We start from the raw sequence: 13,160 nt of genomic DNA, 5'->3' as shown, positions 1-13,160 counted from the left end.
GCATGTAGCCCAAACCCCAGCCGTGATCGGCGACCCGTGGCCCGAGCACCAAGTCGGTCTCCAGGCCACCCTGGCACTGCCGCACCAGCTCCATGTGCTCGCGGCTGAGCACCTTCTCCTGGGCGAGCGCGTTGTAGAACGTCGCCAATCCCAGGGCCGACACTTGCCCGTTCGTGCCGGGAAACTCGAGTTCGCGCCACAGCTGCAGGTCGTGGGAGCCCAGCTCGTCGTCTGGCGCGAAACCCATGGAGATCGACAACCCCGCCTTCGGGTGCTCGGCCAGGCTGGTCGGGTAGCCGGGCGCTTGCGCGTCGGCCAGCAGGTCGCGGGCGTGCGGCTTGTTCACCCGCTCGGCGCAGCGGCGTTGTTCGGCCAGGGGCAGCCCGATGTGGACGTCCGCGCCGAACGGTTCGGCGATCTCGGTGCGCAGGTACTGGCCGATCGTCCGGCCCGTGACGCGGCGGAATACCTCGCCGACGATGAATCCGAAGGTGGTCATGTGGTAGCCCTGGGCGGTGCCGGGCTCCCAATATGGTTCCGCGGCGGCAAGCTGCGCGCAGACGAAGTCCCAGTCGGCGACGTCTTCCCAGCGCATCCGGGTGCGGGGGCCGATCACGCCGGACCGGTGGCTCATCACCATCGCCAGCGTGATGTCTTGTTTGCCCGCCTGGCCGAACTCGGGCCAGTAATGGGCCACGGGGGCCTGCAGGTCCAGCTCGCCGCGGTCGGCCAGCTGGTGGACACAGGTGGCCGACAGGCCCTTGGTGCCGGACAACACCGTGGTCAGGGTGTTCTGCTGCCAGGGTCGGGTACGGGCCGCGTCGGCCCAGCCGCCCCAGAGATTGACGACGAGGGACCCGTCTACCCACACTGCGACGGCCGCGCCAACTTCATCGCCCAGCGCGAAGTTGCGCTCGAAAGCGTCGCGCACCCCGACGAAGTCCGACGCGCATGAGCCACGGATTGCCGCGTCCGTTGTTAGGTCGCTCATGGCGCCTTTCTATGGAGCAGATCCTCACCCCGAGCGGGCGACGGGAATCGAACCCGCGTAGCTAGTTTGGAAGACTAGGGCTCTACCATTGAGCTACGCCCGCATGTGCCAGTCGAGCGTGACTGTAGCTGTCGACGAAGATCAAATCTAATCGACGCGGTCTTGTGATCGCTCCGTGAGGGTCCGCGAGGTCGTCGCGAAGCCTGTGGCCAACCCGCACGCGAGGGGCCTTAGGATCATCGAGGTCAGCGCGGGGTGTAGCGCAGCTTGGTAGCGCATCCGCTTTGGGAGCGGAAGGCCGCAGGTTCAAATCCTGTCACCCCGACCAGCACGACCCCGTGCCGCATGCACACGGCCCACCGAACGCCAGGAACGACCACCGAGGAGCACCCCCGTGAAGAGCACCGTCGAGCAGTTGAGCCCCACCCGGGTCCGCATCAATGTGGAGGTGCCGTTCTCCGAACTCGAGCCCGATTTCCAGCGCGCCTACCGGGAGCTGGCCAAGCAGGTGCGGCTTCCCGGCTTCCGGCCCGGTAAGGCGCCGGCGAAGTTGCTGGAGGCCCGCTTCGGCCGGGAGGCGCTGCTCGACCAGGTCGTCAACGAGGCGCTGCCCGCGCGGTACGGGCAGGCGGTCGTCGATTCGGAAGTGCAGCCGCTGGGCCAGCCCGAGATCGAGGTCACCAAGAAGGAGTACGGCGAGGAGCTGGCGTTCACCGCCGAGGTCGACGTCCGCCCCAAGATCGAGCTGCCGGACCTCGGCGCGCTGAAGATCTCGGTGGACCCCATCGACGTCAGCGACGAGGACGTCGACGCCGAACTGGAGTCGCTGCGCGCCCGGTTCGGCACGCTGACCGGCGTGGACCGGCCGGTGGCCACCGGGGACTTCGTCTCCATCGACCTCTCGGCCACCATCAACGGCGAAGAGGTGCCGGGGGCCGCCGCAGAGGGCCTGTCCCACGAGGTCGGGTCGGGCCGGCTCATCGCCGGTCTCGACGACGCGCTGGTCGGGCTGTCGGTCGATGAGTCCCGTGAGTTCACCGCCCAGATGGCGGCCGGCGAGCATGCCGGGCAGGACGCGCAGGTGACGGTCACAGTCAAGTCGATCAAGCAACGCGAGCTCCCCGAGCCCGATGACGAGTTCGCCCAATTGGCCAGCGAGTTCGACACCATCGAGGAGCTGCGGTCGAGCCTGCGCGACCAGGTGGGGCGGGTCAAGCGCGCCCAGCAGGCCGACCAGATCCGCAACGCCGCGCTGGACGCGCTGCTCGAACAGGTCGACGTGCCGCTGCCGGAAGCGATCGTCAAGGCCCAGGTCGACAGCTCGCTCCACGACGCGCTGCACAGCCTCGACCACGACGAAGCCAAGCTCGAAGAGGCGCTCGCCGGGCAGGGAAAGACCCGCGAAGAGTTCGAGACCGAGACGCGCACCGCCGCGGAGACGGACGTCAAGAGGCAGCTGCTGCTGGATGCGCTGGCCGACGAGCTGGAGGTGCAGGTCGGCCAGGACGACCTGACCGAACGGCTGGTTGCGACGTCTCGGCAATACGGCATCGAGCCGCAGCAGCTGCTGGGCTACCTGCAGGAGAACAACCAGCTGCCGGCGATGTTCGCCGACGTGCGGCGCGGGCTGGCCATCGCCGAGGTGGTGCGGGCGGCGACGGTCACCGACACCGACGGGAACGCCATCGACACCAGTGAGTTCTTCGGCAAGCGTTCGGACGATGCCGAGCCGGCCGGCGAGGCCGAGGAAGCTGGAGACGCCGACGACGCCGAGGCCCCCGGCGACGAAACGGAGTGACCGGTTTGACGCTGTGAGCGAAAGCGCCCAATTGAGGGGGAGCGTGGCCGCGAAACAGTGGGCTCGGTTGGTTAGTGTCGGTGCATAGAAGAACTCGAGAAAGCAGGTAACCCAGTCGTGTCTGACATGCGTTCGCCCTCGCAAGGGCTCAACCTCACGGACTCGGTCTATGAGCGCTTGCTCTCCGAGCGCATCATCTTCCTGGGTTCGGAGGTGAACGACGAGGTCGCCAACCGGCTGTGCGCGCAGATCCTGTTGCTCGCCGCCGAGGACGCCGACAAGGACATCTCGCTGTACATCAACTCCCCGGGCGGATCGATCAGCGCCGGCATGGCCATCTACGACACCATGGTGCTGGCGCCCTGCGACATCGCCACCTACGCGATGGGCATGGCGGCCTCGATGGGCGAGTTCCTGCTCGCGGCCGGCACCAAGGGCAAGCGCTACGCGCTGCCGCACGCGCGCATCCTGATGCACCAGCCGCTCGGCGGGGTGACGGGCAGCGCGGCCGACATCGCCATCCAGGCCGAGCAGTTCCACGTCATCAAGAAGGAGATGTTCCGGCTGAACGCCGAATTCACCGGGCAGTCGATCGAACGCATCGAGGCCGATTCCGATCGCGACCGCTGGTTCACCGCCCAGGAAGCACTGGAATACGGGTTCGTCGACCACATCATCACGCGCGCCGCCCACATCACCAACGGAGAAGCCCAGTGAGTACTCAGCACCCTCAGACCCAGCCGCAGGCGCGCTACATCCTGCCGTCGTTCATCGAGCACTCCAGCTTCGGCGTCAAGGAGTCGAACCCCTACAACAAGCTGTTCGAGGAGCGCATCATCTTCCTCGGCGTCCAGGTGGACGACGCGTCGGCGAACGACATCATGGCGCAGCTGCTGGTGCTGGAGTCGCTGGACCCCGACCGCGACATCACCATGTACATCAACTCTCCCGGCGGCGGCTTCACCTCGCTGATGGCGATTTACGACACCATGCAGTACGTGCGCGCCGACATCCAGACGGTGTGCCTGGGCCAGGCCGCCTCTGCCGCGGCGGTGTTGTTGGCCGCTGGAACTCCCGGCAAGCGGATGGCGTTGCCCAACGCGCGGGTGCTGATCCACCAGCCGTCGCTTCAGGGCGTGATCCAGGGCCAGTTCTCCGATTTGGAGATCCAGGCCGCCGAGATCGAGCGGATGCGCACGCTGATGGAGACCACGCTGGCCCGCCACACCGGTAAGGACGCCGCGACGGTCCGTAAGGACACCGACCGCGACAAGATCCTGACCGCCGAAGAGGCCAAGGACTACGGGATCATCGACACCGTCCTGGAGTACCGGAAGCTCTCCGCGCAGAACGCCTAGGTCTCCTCGCCGAACGTGCTCCCATGGCGAGATTTCAGCCGATTTACCGCCCTCAGAGCACGTTCGGCAACACGGTCGTCACCTCGGCGATGCTGGCCGGCCCCACCCGGCAGCAGCCGCCGACGATGCGTGCCCCTGCCGTCACCCACTGTGCGGCCAGCCGCGCGGAGAACGAACGCGGCCCCGCCCAGCCCGTGCCGTTCCACCGCTCGCCGCTGTTGGGGTAGACGATCACCGGCTTGCCGGTCGCCGAGGCGATCTCTATCGCCGGCAGCACGTCCTCGGGTGCGCAGCAATTGACGCCGATCGCGACGATCTCGCGCACCCCGGCGGCGACGGCGAACGCCTCGGCCAGCGGTTGCCCGGCCCGGGTCCGGGCGCCGTCGATGGTGTAGCTGAGCCAGGCCGGCGCGCCGACGGAACGGACCAGATCGACCAGCGCCTCGGCCTCGTCGATGTCGGGCACGGTTTCGCACGCCAGCACGTCGGCGCCGGCGCCGGCCAAGGTCTCCAGCCGCGGCCGGTGCCATCGCCGCAGGGCCGCCACGGATAGGCCGTAGCGTCCGCGGTATTCGGATCCATCGGCCAATGCGGCGCCGTACGGGCCGACCGACGCGGCGACGAGAAGCCCGCTCACGCCCACCTCGTCACGCGCGGTCTTCGCGAGTTCGACGCTGCGGCGCAGCAGCCCGGCGGCTTCGGCTCGGTCGATCCCGCGGGAAGCGAAGCCCTCGAACGACGCCTGGTAGCTCGCCGTCGTCGCGATCGCGGCGCCCACGCGATAAAACGCGGCGTGGACGGCGACGATTTCGTGCGGCGCGTCGGCCAGCAGCCTGGCCGACCACAACGCATCGGAGAGGTCGTGACCGCGCGCCTGGAGCTCGGTGGCCAAACCACCATCGCTGATCAGTACCGATCCGCTGATCAGAGCCATTCCCACCCGGCCACTGTAGGGTGATTTCTTGGGGATCTGCCCGGGCTTCGCTGGGGTCGGCATCCCCGGCGGAAGTGGCAATCGGTCGGCGCACCAGCCTCGGTCGGGTAACGACCGCGACACGCCAAAGACACGCAAAGCGCGTCTTTCGCGAGTGACGGGCGCCGTCTGGCTATATGTTTCATCAAGACGAACATGCATGAATACCACCGACGCGATTCGGCGCTAACGGTCGCGTCGGGCCCGATCTAGCGGGTAGCGTCGGGGGATACATGCGGCACGGCTACACGAACGGCGAAAAGGAAGTAGGCCCTCAGCAACATGGCGCGCATCGGAGACGGCGGTGACCTGCTGAAGTGCTCGTTCTGCGGGAAGAGCCAAAAGCAGGTCAAGAAGCTCATTGCTGGCCCCGGTGTATACATCTGCGACGAGTGCATCGACCTCTGTAACGAGATCATCGAAGAGGAGCTGGCCGACGCCGACGACGTCAAACTTGACGAACTTCCCAAGCCGGTTGAGATCCGGGAATTCTTGGAGGGCTACGTCATCGGGCAGGACACCGCCAAGCGGACGCTGGCCGTCGCCGTCTACAACCACTACAAGCGCATCCAGGCCGGGGAGAAGGGCCGCGACTCCCGGCACGAGCCGGTTGAGCTGACCAAGTCCAACATCTTGATGCTCGGTCCCACCGGCTGCGGCAAGACCTACCTGGCGCAGACGCTCGCCAAGATGCTCAACGTGCCGTTCGCCATCGCCGACGCCACCGCGCTCACCGAAGCCGGATACGTCGGTGAAGACGTCGAAAACATTCTGCTCAAGCTCATTCAGGCCGCCGACTACGACGTCAAGCGCGCCGAGACCGGAATCATCTACATCGACGAGGTCGACAAGATCGCCCGCAAGAGCGAGAACCCGTCGATCACCCGCGATGTCTCCGGCGAGGGCGTGCAGCAGGCGCTGCTGAAAATCCTTGAGGGCACGCAAGCATCGGTTCCCCCGCAGGGCGGCCGCAAGCACCCGCACCAAGAGTTCATCCAGATCGACACCACCAACGTGCTGTTCATCGTCGCGGGGGCGTTCGCCGGCCTGGAGAAGATCATCTACGAGCGCGTCGGAAAGCGGGGCCTGGGCTTCGGCGCCGAGGTGCGCTCGAAGGCCGAGATCGACACCACCGACCACTTCGCCGAAGTCATGCCCGAGGATTTGATCAAGTTCGGTCTGATCCCCGAGTTCATCGGCCGGCTGCCGGTGGTGGCCTCGGTGACCAACCTGGACCGTGAGTCGTTGGTCAAGATCCTCTCCGAGCCGAAGAACGCTCTGGTCAAGCAATACACCCGGCTGTTCGAGATGGACGGCGTGGAGCTCGAGTTCACCGACGACGCGCTCGAGGCGATCGCCGACCAGGCGATCCACCGCGGCACGGGTGCCCGCGGTCTGCGCGCCATCATGGAAGAGGTCCTGCTGCCGGTGATGTATGACATCCCGAGCCGCGACGACGTCGCCAAGGTCGTGGTGACCAAGGAGACCGTGCAGGACAACGTGCTGCCGACGATCGTCCCGCGCAAGCCGTCGCGCACCGAGCGCCGCGACAAGAGCGCCTAACACCCCTTGCGGTCGAGCGGCCGCGCATTTGGGTACTAGATGCGCATGCCGGCCGCCGCTGCCACCCCCAGCCCCGTTCCGCGCCGGCTGACGGGCGCGCTCGACCTGCTGAACTTCCTGCTGGCCGATGTCCGCGACGGGCTGGGCCCCTACCTGTCGATCTACCTGCTGCTGGCCCACCACTGGGATCAGGCGTCGATCGGGTTCGTCATGGCGGTCGGCGGGATCGGGGCGATCGTCGCGCAGGCACCGGCCGGCGCGTTGGTGGACCGGAGTACGGCGAAACGGGCGCTGATCATCGTCGGCGCGTTGACCATCACGGCCGGTTCGTTGGCGATGCCGTTGTTCCCCGGCTTCTATTCGATCTCGGTATTGCAGGCCCTCACCGGCATCGCCGGCTCGGTCTTCGCCCCCGCGCTGGCCGCGATCACCTTGGGCGTCGTCGGTCCCCGTTTGTTCTCCCGGCGAATCGGGCGCAACGAGTCGTTCAACCACGCGGGAAACGCGTCGGCCGCCGCCATCACCGGCGGACTCGCCTACTTCTTCGGGCCGGTGGTGGTGTTCTGGGTGCTTGCCGTCATGGCCGCCGCCAGTGTGCTTGCGACGCTGCGGATTCCGGGGGACGCGATCGACCACGACGTCGCCCGGGGCATGGACCACGTGCCGGGAGGGCCGCACGAGACGCCGTCCCGGATCGCGACGCTGCTGCACAACCGCAGGCTGATGCTCTTCGCCGCGACGGTCATTGCGTTCCACTTCGCCAACGCCGCGATGCTGCCGCTGGTCGGCCAGCTGCTGGCGCTGCACAACAAGGACGTCGGGACCGCGCTGATGGCGGGCTGCATCGTCGCCGCGCAGGTGGTCATGGTGCCGGTGGCATCCTTCGCCGGAGCCAAGGCCGATTCGTGGGGACGGAAGCCGATCTTCCTGATTGGCTTCGCGGTGTTGGCCGCCCGCGGATTTCTCTACACCGCGTCCGGTAACCCGTACTGGTTGGTCGGCGTGCAGCTGCTGGACGGCATCGGGGCGGGCGTGTTCGGCGCGCTCTTTCCCCTCGTGGTCCAGGACGTGACGCACGGCAGCGGCCGGTTCAATGTCAGCCTCGGCGCCGTGACCGCCGCTACCGGGATAGGCGCCTCGGTGTCCAATCTTGTTGCGGGCTGGATCGTGGTGGCGGCCGGCTACAACGCCGCGTTCGCTTTCCTGGGAGCGCTCGCGGGCGCGGGCTTTCTGCTGTACCTGATCGCCATGCCCGAAACGGCGCCCAGAGAACTGGCCGCCACCGCGCGGAAGTGACCAATACCACACTTTTCAAGCGTCGGCGGCACCGTCCCCCGGCTGACATCGCTTTTAGGTGCAAAACCGCTGCATGTAATGGATTAGAGACGACCATTCTCGTCTTAGAGAGTCTTAAAGAAGTGCCATAATTGGTACCACCACTGACACACAGCGCGAGGGCGCGGGACTCGCTTGAACAGCGCGTAACCTAAAGCTCCAGCAGCGAAGTGCCTATCCGGATGACGAATGGAAGGCGGATACGTGGATCCGAACGGCAGCGGAGCCGGGTCTGATTCTCACAACGGCTCGAACGGGTCGCCTTCCGGTGGCGGGTCTGACCGTCAACGCCTGGAGCAAGTCGTCATTCGCTTCGCCGGGGACTCCGGCGACGGGATGCAGCTGACCGGCGACCGGTTCACCTCGGAGGCAGCGCTTTTCGGTAACGACCTGGCGACCCAGCCGAACTATCCCGCTGAGATCCGCGCCCCCGCAGGCACCCTGCCCGGCGTCTCGTCCTTCCAGATTCAAATCGCCGATTACGACATCCTGACCGCCGGTGACCGCCCCGACGTGCTCGTCGCGATGAACCCGGCGGCGCTCAAGGCCAACCTGGGCGACCTTCCGCGCGGCGGCATGGTGATCGCCAACTCCGACGAGTTCACCAAGCGCAACCTGACCAAGGTGGGTTACGTAACGAACCCCCTCGAGTCCGACGAGTTGTCCGACTACGTCGTGCATTCGGTCGCGATGACCACCCTGACGCTGGGCGCCGTCGAGGCGATCGGCGCGTCGAAGAAAGACGGTCAGCGCGCCAAGAACATGTTCGCGCTGGGTCTGCTGTCGTGGATGTACGGCCGCCCGATCGAGACCAGCGAGAAGTTCATCCGGGAGAAGTTCGCCCGCAAGCCCGACATCGCCGAGGCCAACGTCTTGGCGCTCAAGGCGGGCTGGAACTACGGCGAAACAACCGAGGCGTTCGGCACCACCTACGAGGTGTCGCGGGCGACATTGCCCGCTGGCGAATACCGCCAGATCTCCGGCAACACCGCGATGGCCTACGGCATCGTCGCGGCGGGGAAGCTGGCCGACATTCCGGTGGTGCTCGGCAGTTACCCGATCACGCCGGCGTCGGACATCCTGCACGAGCTGTCCAAGCACAAGAACTTCGACGTCATCACCTTCCAGGCCGAGGACGAGATCGGCGGCATCTGCGCCGCAATCGGCGCCTCGTACGGCGGTGCCCTCGGAGTGACAAGCACATCGGGCCCGGGGATCTCACTGAAGTCCGAAGCGTTGGGTCTCGCGGTGATGACCGAATTGCCCTTGCTGGTCATCGACGTTCAGCGCGGCGGGCCCTCGACCGGCCTGCCGACCAAGACCGAGCAGGCCGACCTGCTGCAGGCGTTGTACGGCCGCAACGGCGAGTCGCCGGTTGCCGTGCTGGCGCCACGCTCGCCGTCCGACTGCTTCGAAACCGCGCTCGAGGCGGTGCGCATCGCGGTCTCGTATCACACCCCGGTGATCGTGTTGTCCGACGGCGCGATCGCCAACGGCTCGGAGCCGTGGCGCATTCCGGACGTCGGCACACTGCAGCCGATCAAGCACACGTTCGCCAAGCCGGACGAGCCGTTCCAGCCCTACAACCGCGATCCCGAGACCCTCGCGCGCCAATTCGCCGTACCGGGCACCCCGGGCCTCGAGCATCGGATCGGTGGCCTGGAAGCGGCCAACGGCTCGGGCGCCATCTCCTATGAACCGGTCAACCACGACCTCATGGTTCGGTTGCGGCAGGCCAAGATTGACGGCATCTCGGTTCCCGACCTCGAGGTCGACGACCCGACCGGAGACGCCGAGCTGCTGCTGATCGGCTGGGGCAGCTCGTACGGCCCGATCGGTGAAGCCTGCCGGCGCGCGCGACGCAAGGGCGTCAAGGTCGCGCACGCGCACCTGCGCTACCTGAACCCGTTCCCGGCGAACCTGGGTGATGTGTTGCGGCGCTACCCGATGGTGGTGTGCCCGGAAATGAACCTGGGCCAGCTCGCTTTGCTGCTTCGCGGCAAGTACCTGGTCGACGTGCAATCGGTGAGCAAGGTTCAGGGCGTCGCATTCCTCGCCGACGAAATCGGGCGTGTCATCCGCGCTGCGCAGGGCGGCACGCTGGCCGAAATCGAGCAAGACAAGACGATGGTCGCCAGAATGGCGGCAGCAACGGTTGGAGCGGGAGCTATCGAATGACCGACCTGATGGGAAACCTGGCAGGCACGGACCTTGGGCTGACCCCGAGGCTGAAGAAGAACGATGGTGTGCCCACCACGGATCAACCGCAGAAGGGCAAGGACTTCACCAGTGACCAAGAGGTCCGTTGGTGTCCCGGGTGTGGGGACTACGTCATCCTCAACACCATCCGCAACTTCCTGCCCGAGCTCGGGCTGCGTCGCGAGAACATCGTGTTCATCAGCGGCATCGGTTGTTCGAGCCGGTTCCCGTATTACTTGGAGACGTACGGATTTCACTCGATCCACGGACGCGCGCCGGCCATCGCGACCGGCCTGGCGCTGGCCCGCGAGGACCTGTCGGTGTGGGTGGTCACCGGCGACGGCGACGCGTTGTCGATCGGTGGCAACCACCTCATCCACGCGCTGCGCCGCAACGTCAACATCACGATCTTGTTGTTCAACAACCGGATCTACGGGCTGACCAAGGGCCAGTACTCGCCGACGTCGGAGGTCGGCAAGATCACCAAGTCGACGCCGATGGGATCGCTGGACCACCCGTTCAATCCGGTGTCGTTGGCGCTGGGTGCCGAGGCGACGTTCGTCGGCCGTGCGCTCGACTCGGACCGCAACGGACTGTCCGAGGTGTTGCGCGCCGCCGCGGAGCACCGCGGCGCCGCGGTCGTCGAAATCCTGCAGGACTGCCCGATTTTCAACGACGGCTCCTTCGACGTGCTGCGCAAGGAGGGCGCCGAGGAACGGGTGATCAACATCCGCCACGGCGAGCCGATCACCTTCGGCGCCGACGGCGAGTACTGCGTGGTGAAGTCCGGCTTCGGCCTCGAATTCGCCAAGACCGCCGACGTGTCCGTCGACGAGATCATGGTGCACGACGCGCACACCGACGACTCGGCCTACGCCTTCGCGTTGTCGCGCCTCTCCGATCAGAATCTCGATCACACCGTGCTCGGAATCTTCCGCGATGTCAGCCGGCCCACGTACGACGACGCGGCGCGCTCGCAGGTGCAGGCCGCCCGGGCCGCGAAGCCGTTCGACGACGCCGCCCTGCAGTCGCTGCTGCGTGGTCGCGACACCTGGACCGTCGACTGACGTGGGCGACACGAGTTCACTGGCCGGCGTAGTGCTCGCCGGCGGCGCATCGCAGCGAATGGGGCGTGACAAAGCGAGCCTGCCGGTGCCCGGGTCCGCGGGCTCCGACGCGACCACGATGGTCGAACACGTCGTCGGCATCCTCCAACAGCGTTGCGACCCAGTCCTTGTCATGGCCGCCCAAGGCCAGCCGTTGCCCGAACTGCACGCTCGGGTCATGCGCGACGAACTGCGCGGCCTGGGCCCGCTGCCGGCGACGGGGCGGGCATTGCGCGCGGCCGCCGATGTAGGCGCCCGGCTCGCGTTTGTCTGCGCCGTCGACATGCCGTTCCTGGCGGTCGAACTCATCGACGACCTCGCCCGCCGGGCGCTGGAGACCGGTGCGGAAGTGGTGCTGCCCTGGGACGGCCAGGACCACTACCTTGCCGCGGTGTACCGGACGGACCTGGCCGACCGGGTCGACGCATTGGTGGCCGCCGGCGAGCGCAAAATGCGTGCCTTGGTGGACTCATCGGATGCCCAGCGCGTCGTGACATCGGATTCGCGGTGGCTGACCAACGTCAACACCGACGCCGAGCTCCGCGCCCTCGCACAGCCCCGGGGCTGACGGCATTCTTGCGCGCGCGTCGAAATCGCGTCGCATAAATTCTGCGTTAAATTCGAGCACCGACAACGCGCGCGAATATCCAAGCTTATTCGACATAAGACGAGTGCGCCGCTTCGACAGCGGCCAAGTGACGCGGCATCGGCGGAATAGGTAATCCGCGCGCGGAGCGTGATCTGTTGGCGCACCGCAAGTTTCAGGCCGATTGTCCGTTGCTTCATTGGAAGTCGCGGTGTCTATGCATCTGCCGCCAACCCGAATCGCCGATCCCGTGAGCAAATTGGCGTGGACGGCCGGGCGGCCCGCCGAGGTGTTCGCACGAGCGGCCGGCTTGCATGGTTGCGGCCTCGACGGTATGCGCAAGGCGATCGAAAAGCACTATGCGAGAACAATTTTCAGGGCATTCCCAGGCCCGGCGCGGCGATCCCCGCCGACGTGAACGCAGGCTATTCGAACGATGCAAGTTAGCCAGCAGCACAACATAATTCGCTGACATGGTCGGGCGTGGCGCGTGACGAAGCAACGTAACTTGTTGTAGGCTGCGCCCCTTCGCGACCCCGGACCCGAGTCCGTTGGACCCGAAACGGCCTCAAGGCGGTACCGCAAATACGTGCGCCAGTTCACAAAATGGGCGTGATTCGGCTCACGATTTGAAAGGCCGTGCGATTGTTGGGTACTTCGCGGAAACGCGCGGTTGACCTGCCAGAATGGCGACGGTATTGCGCCGTGATCACCCCGTTACCGAAACGAGATGGACGTTTTCCGAAGATGACGAACGCGGCTGGTTCTCGTACGGTCCCTGTTAGCCCGCAACGGGTTACGGAAGAGTAACTGAAAACAGAATCACGGACCCGCGTGTGAGCGGGGCTGCGGACGGCCAAGGCCAGTCCGCGGCCGACGGGTAGCAGCCCGCCGGGCGATTCGAGCCCACCGCTGTCGTGCCGGAACAACTCGGCACGTTCCGAAGCAGGTTTCCCGCATCAACCAGAGACCGTCAGCCCACCCCCGTGGGCTTGCTTTGGCGCGCGCGCACCGCGAAAGGAAAGATATTGAAGAACGTCCGTAAGACGCTCGTTCTTGCCGCGGTCACGGGCACCCTCGTGACCATCCCGTCGGCCACCGCAACTGCGGAGCCCACGGGTTTCGACCCCAACATGGCGCCCGCCGGGGCACCTGACGCGCCCCCGCCGCCCCCGGCGCCGGTGGTCGTGGTGGCGTAGGTCTCGATCTTGTAATAGCCGCGCTCGCGCGCCGCCGCGCTGGGGCCGGTCC

The 13,160-nt window shown here is 66.5% G+C and carries 10 protein-coding genes, 2 tRNA genes and 1 pseudogene; 9 read left to right on the top strand and 4 right to left on the bottom strand.

The window, feature by feature from the left end:
• A partial coding sequence (locus A5711_RS16575; RefSeq protein ID WP_067948335.1) for a serine hydrolase domain-containing protein occupies nucleotides 1–991 on the bottom strand: 991 nt, incomplete at its 3' end.
• 32 nt (nucleotides 992–1,023) lie between these two features.
• A tRNA-Gly gene (locus tag A5711_RS16570) sits at nucleotides 1,024–1,094 on the bottom strand.
• Between the two features lie 148 nt (nucleotides 1,095–1,242).
• On the opposite strand from A5711_RS16570, the gene A5711_RS16565 reads away from it, so the two are divergent.
• From A5711_RS16565 to clpP2, 4 genes are all read left to right on the top strand, one after another.
• A tRNA-Pro gene (locus tag A5711_RS16565) sits at nucleotides 1,243–1,319 on the top strand.
• 66 nt (nucleotides 1,320–1,385) lie between these two features.
• The gene (tig, locus tag A5711_RS16560) at nucleotides 1,386–2,789 is read left to right on the top strand and encodes a trigger factor (RefSeq protein WP_067948330.1); all 1,404 of its coding nucleotides are present in this window, start codon (nucleotides 1,386–1,388) and stop codon (nucleotides 2,787–2,789) included.
• A 126-nt stretch (nucleotides 2,790–2,915) separates the two neighbouring features.
• Complete coding sequence (gene clpP1 / locus A5711_RS16555) at nucleotides 2,916–3,506, top strand: ATP-dependent CLP protease proteolytic subunit ClpP1 (protein ID WP_040622585.1); 591 nt, start codon at nucleotides 2,916–2,918, stop codon at nucleotides 3,504–3,506.
• Nucleotides 3,503–4,147 (top strand): ATP-dependent CLP protease proteolytic subunit ClpP2, encoded by a 645-nt coding sequence (clpP2, locus tag A5711_RS16550; protein ID WP_067948328.1) that lies wholly within the window; start codon nucleotides 3,503–3,505, stop codon nucleotides 4,145–4,147. The genes clpP1 and clpP2 overlap by 4 nt, the downstream gene beginning before the upstream one ends.
• A gap of 52 nt (nucleotides 4,148–4,199) precedes the next feature.
• On the opposite strand, the gene mmuM is transcribed toward clpP2, so the two are convergent.
• Nucleotides 4,200–5,081: a homocysteine S-methyltransferase gene (gene mmuM, locus A5711_RS16545; RefSeq protein ID WP_197520811.1), complete on the bottom strand. Its 882-nt coding sequence runs from the start codon at nucleotides 5,079–5,081 to the stop codon at nucleotides 4,200–4,202.
• Nucleotides 5,082–5,402: 321 nt separating this feature from the next.
• On the opposite strand from mmuM, the gene clpX reads away from it, so the two are divergent.
• The 5 genes from clpX to mobA all read left to right on the top strand — a co-directional run bounded on the left by clpX (nucleotide 5,403) and on the right by mobA (nucleotide 11,891).
• A complete protein-coding gene (gene clpX / locus A5711_RS16540; protein WP_055400128.1) occupies nucleotides 5,403–6,683 on the top strand; it encodes an ATP-dependent Clp protease ATP-binding subunit ClpX in 1,281 nt (426 codons plus the stop codon).
• A 45-nt stretch (nucleotides 6,684–6,728) separates the two neighbouring features.
• The gene (locus tag A5711_RS16535) at nucleotides 6,729–7,979 is read left to right on the top strand and encodes an MFS transporter (protein ID WP_156744971.1); all 1,251 of its coding nucleotides are present in this window, start codon (nucleotides 6,729–6,731) and stop codon (nucleotides 7,977–7,979) included.
• A gap of 243 nt (nucleotides 7,980–8,222) precedes the next feature.
• Nucleotides 8,223–10,196: a 2-oxoacid:acceptor oxidoreductase subunit alpha gene (locus A5711_RS16530; RefSeq protein WP_156673159.1), complete on the top strand. Its 1,974-nt coding sequence runs from the start codon at nucleotides 8,223–8,225 to the stop codon at nucleotides 10,194–10,196.
• A complete protein-coding gene (locus tag A5711_RS16525) occupies nucleotides 10,193–11,284 on the top strand; it encodes a 2-oxoacid:ferredoxin oxidoreductase subunit beta (protein ID WP_067211553.1) in 1,092 nt (363 codons plus the stop codon). Before A5711_RS16530 ends, A5711_RS16525 begins: the two co-directional genes overlap by 4 nt.
• 1 nt (nucleotide 11,285) lies before the next feature.
• Nucleotides 11,286–11,891 (top strand): molybdenum cofactor guanylyltransferase, encoded by a 606-nt coding sequence (gene mobA / locus A5711_RS16520; RefSeq protein WP_067948323.1) that lies wholly within the window; start codon nucleotides 11,286–11,288, stop codon nucleotides 11,889–11,891.
• 991 nt (nucleotides 11,892–12,882) lie between these two features.
• Here the strand turns inward: mobA and A5711_RS27665 are convergent.
• Nucleotides 12,883–13,160: pseudogene (locus A5711_RS27665) on the bottom strand (hypothetical protein); the annotation flags it as partial.

It is taken from the genome of Mycobacterium sp. E2238 (assembly GCF_001672665.1).
Taxonomy (GTDB): Bacteria; Actinomycetota; Actinomycetes; order Mycobacteriales; family Mycobacteriaceae; genus Mycobacterium.
Note: the sequence above shows the minus strand (reverse complement) of the source record. Positions and strands in the feature narration are given on the sequence as shown.

Coding starts and splice junctions, on each gene's coding strand:
- clpP1 (WP_040622585.1), top strand. CDS start 2,916: ATGCGTTCGCCCTCGCAAGGGCTCAACCTCACGGACTCGGTCTATGAG.
- mmuM (WP_197520811.1), bottom strand. CDS start 5,081: ATGGCTCTGATCAGCGGATCGGTACTGATCAGCGATGGTGGTTTGGCC.
- clpX (WP_055400128.1), top strand. CDS start 5,403: ATGGCGCGCATCGGAGACGGCGGTGACCTGCTGAAGTGCTCGTTCTGC.
- A5711_RS16535 (WP_156744971.1), top strand. CDS start 6,729: ATGCCGGCCGCCGCTGCCACCCCCAGCCCCGTTCCGCGCCGGCTGACG.
- A5711_RS16525 (WP_067211553.1), top strand. CDS start 10,193: ATGACCGACCTGATGGGAAACCTGGCAGGCACGGACCTTGGGCTGACC.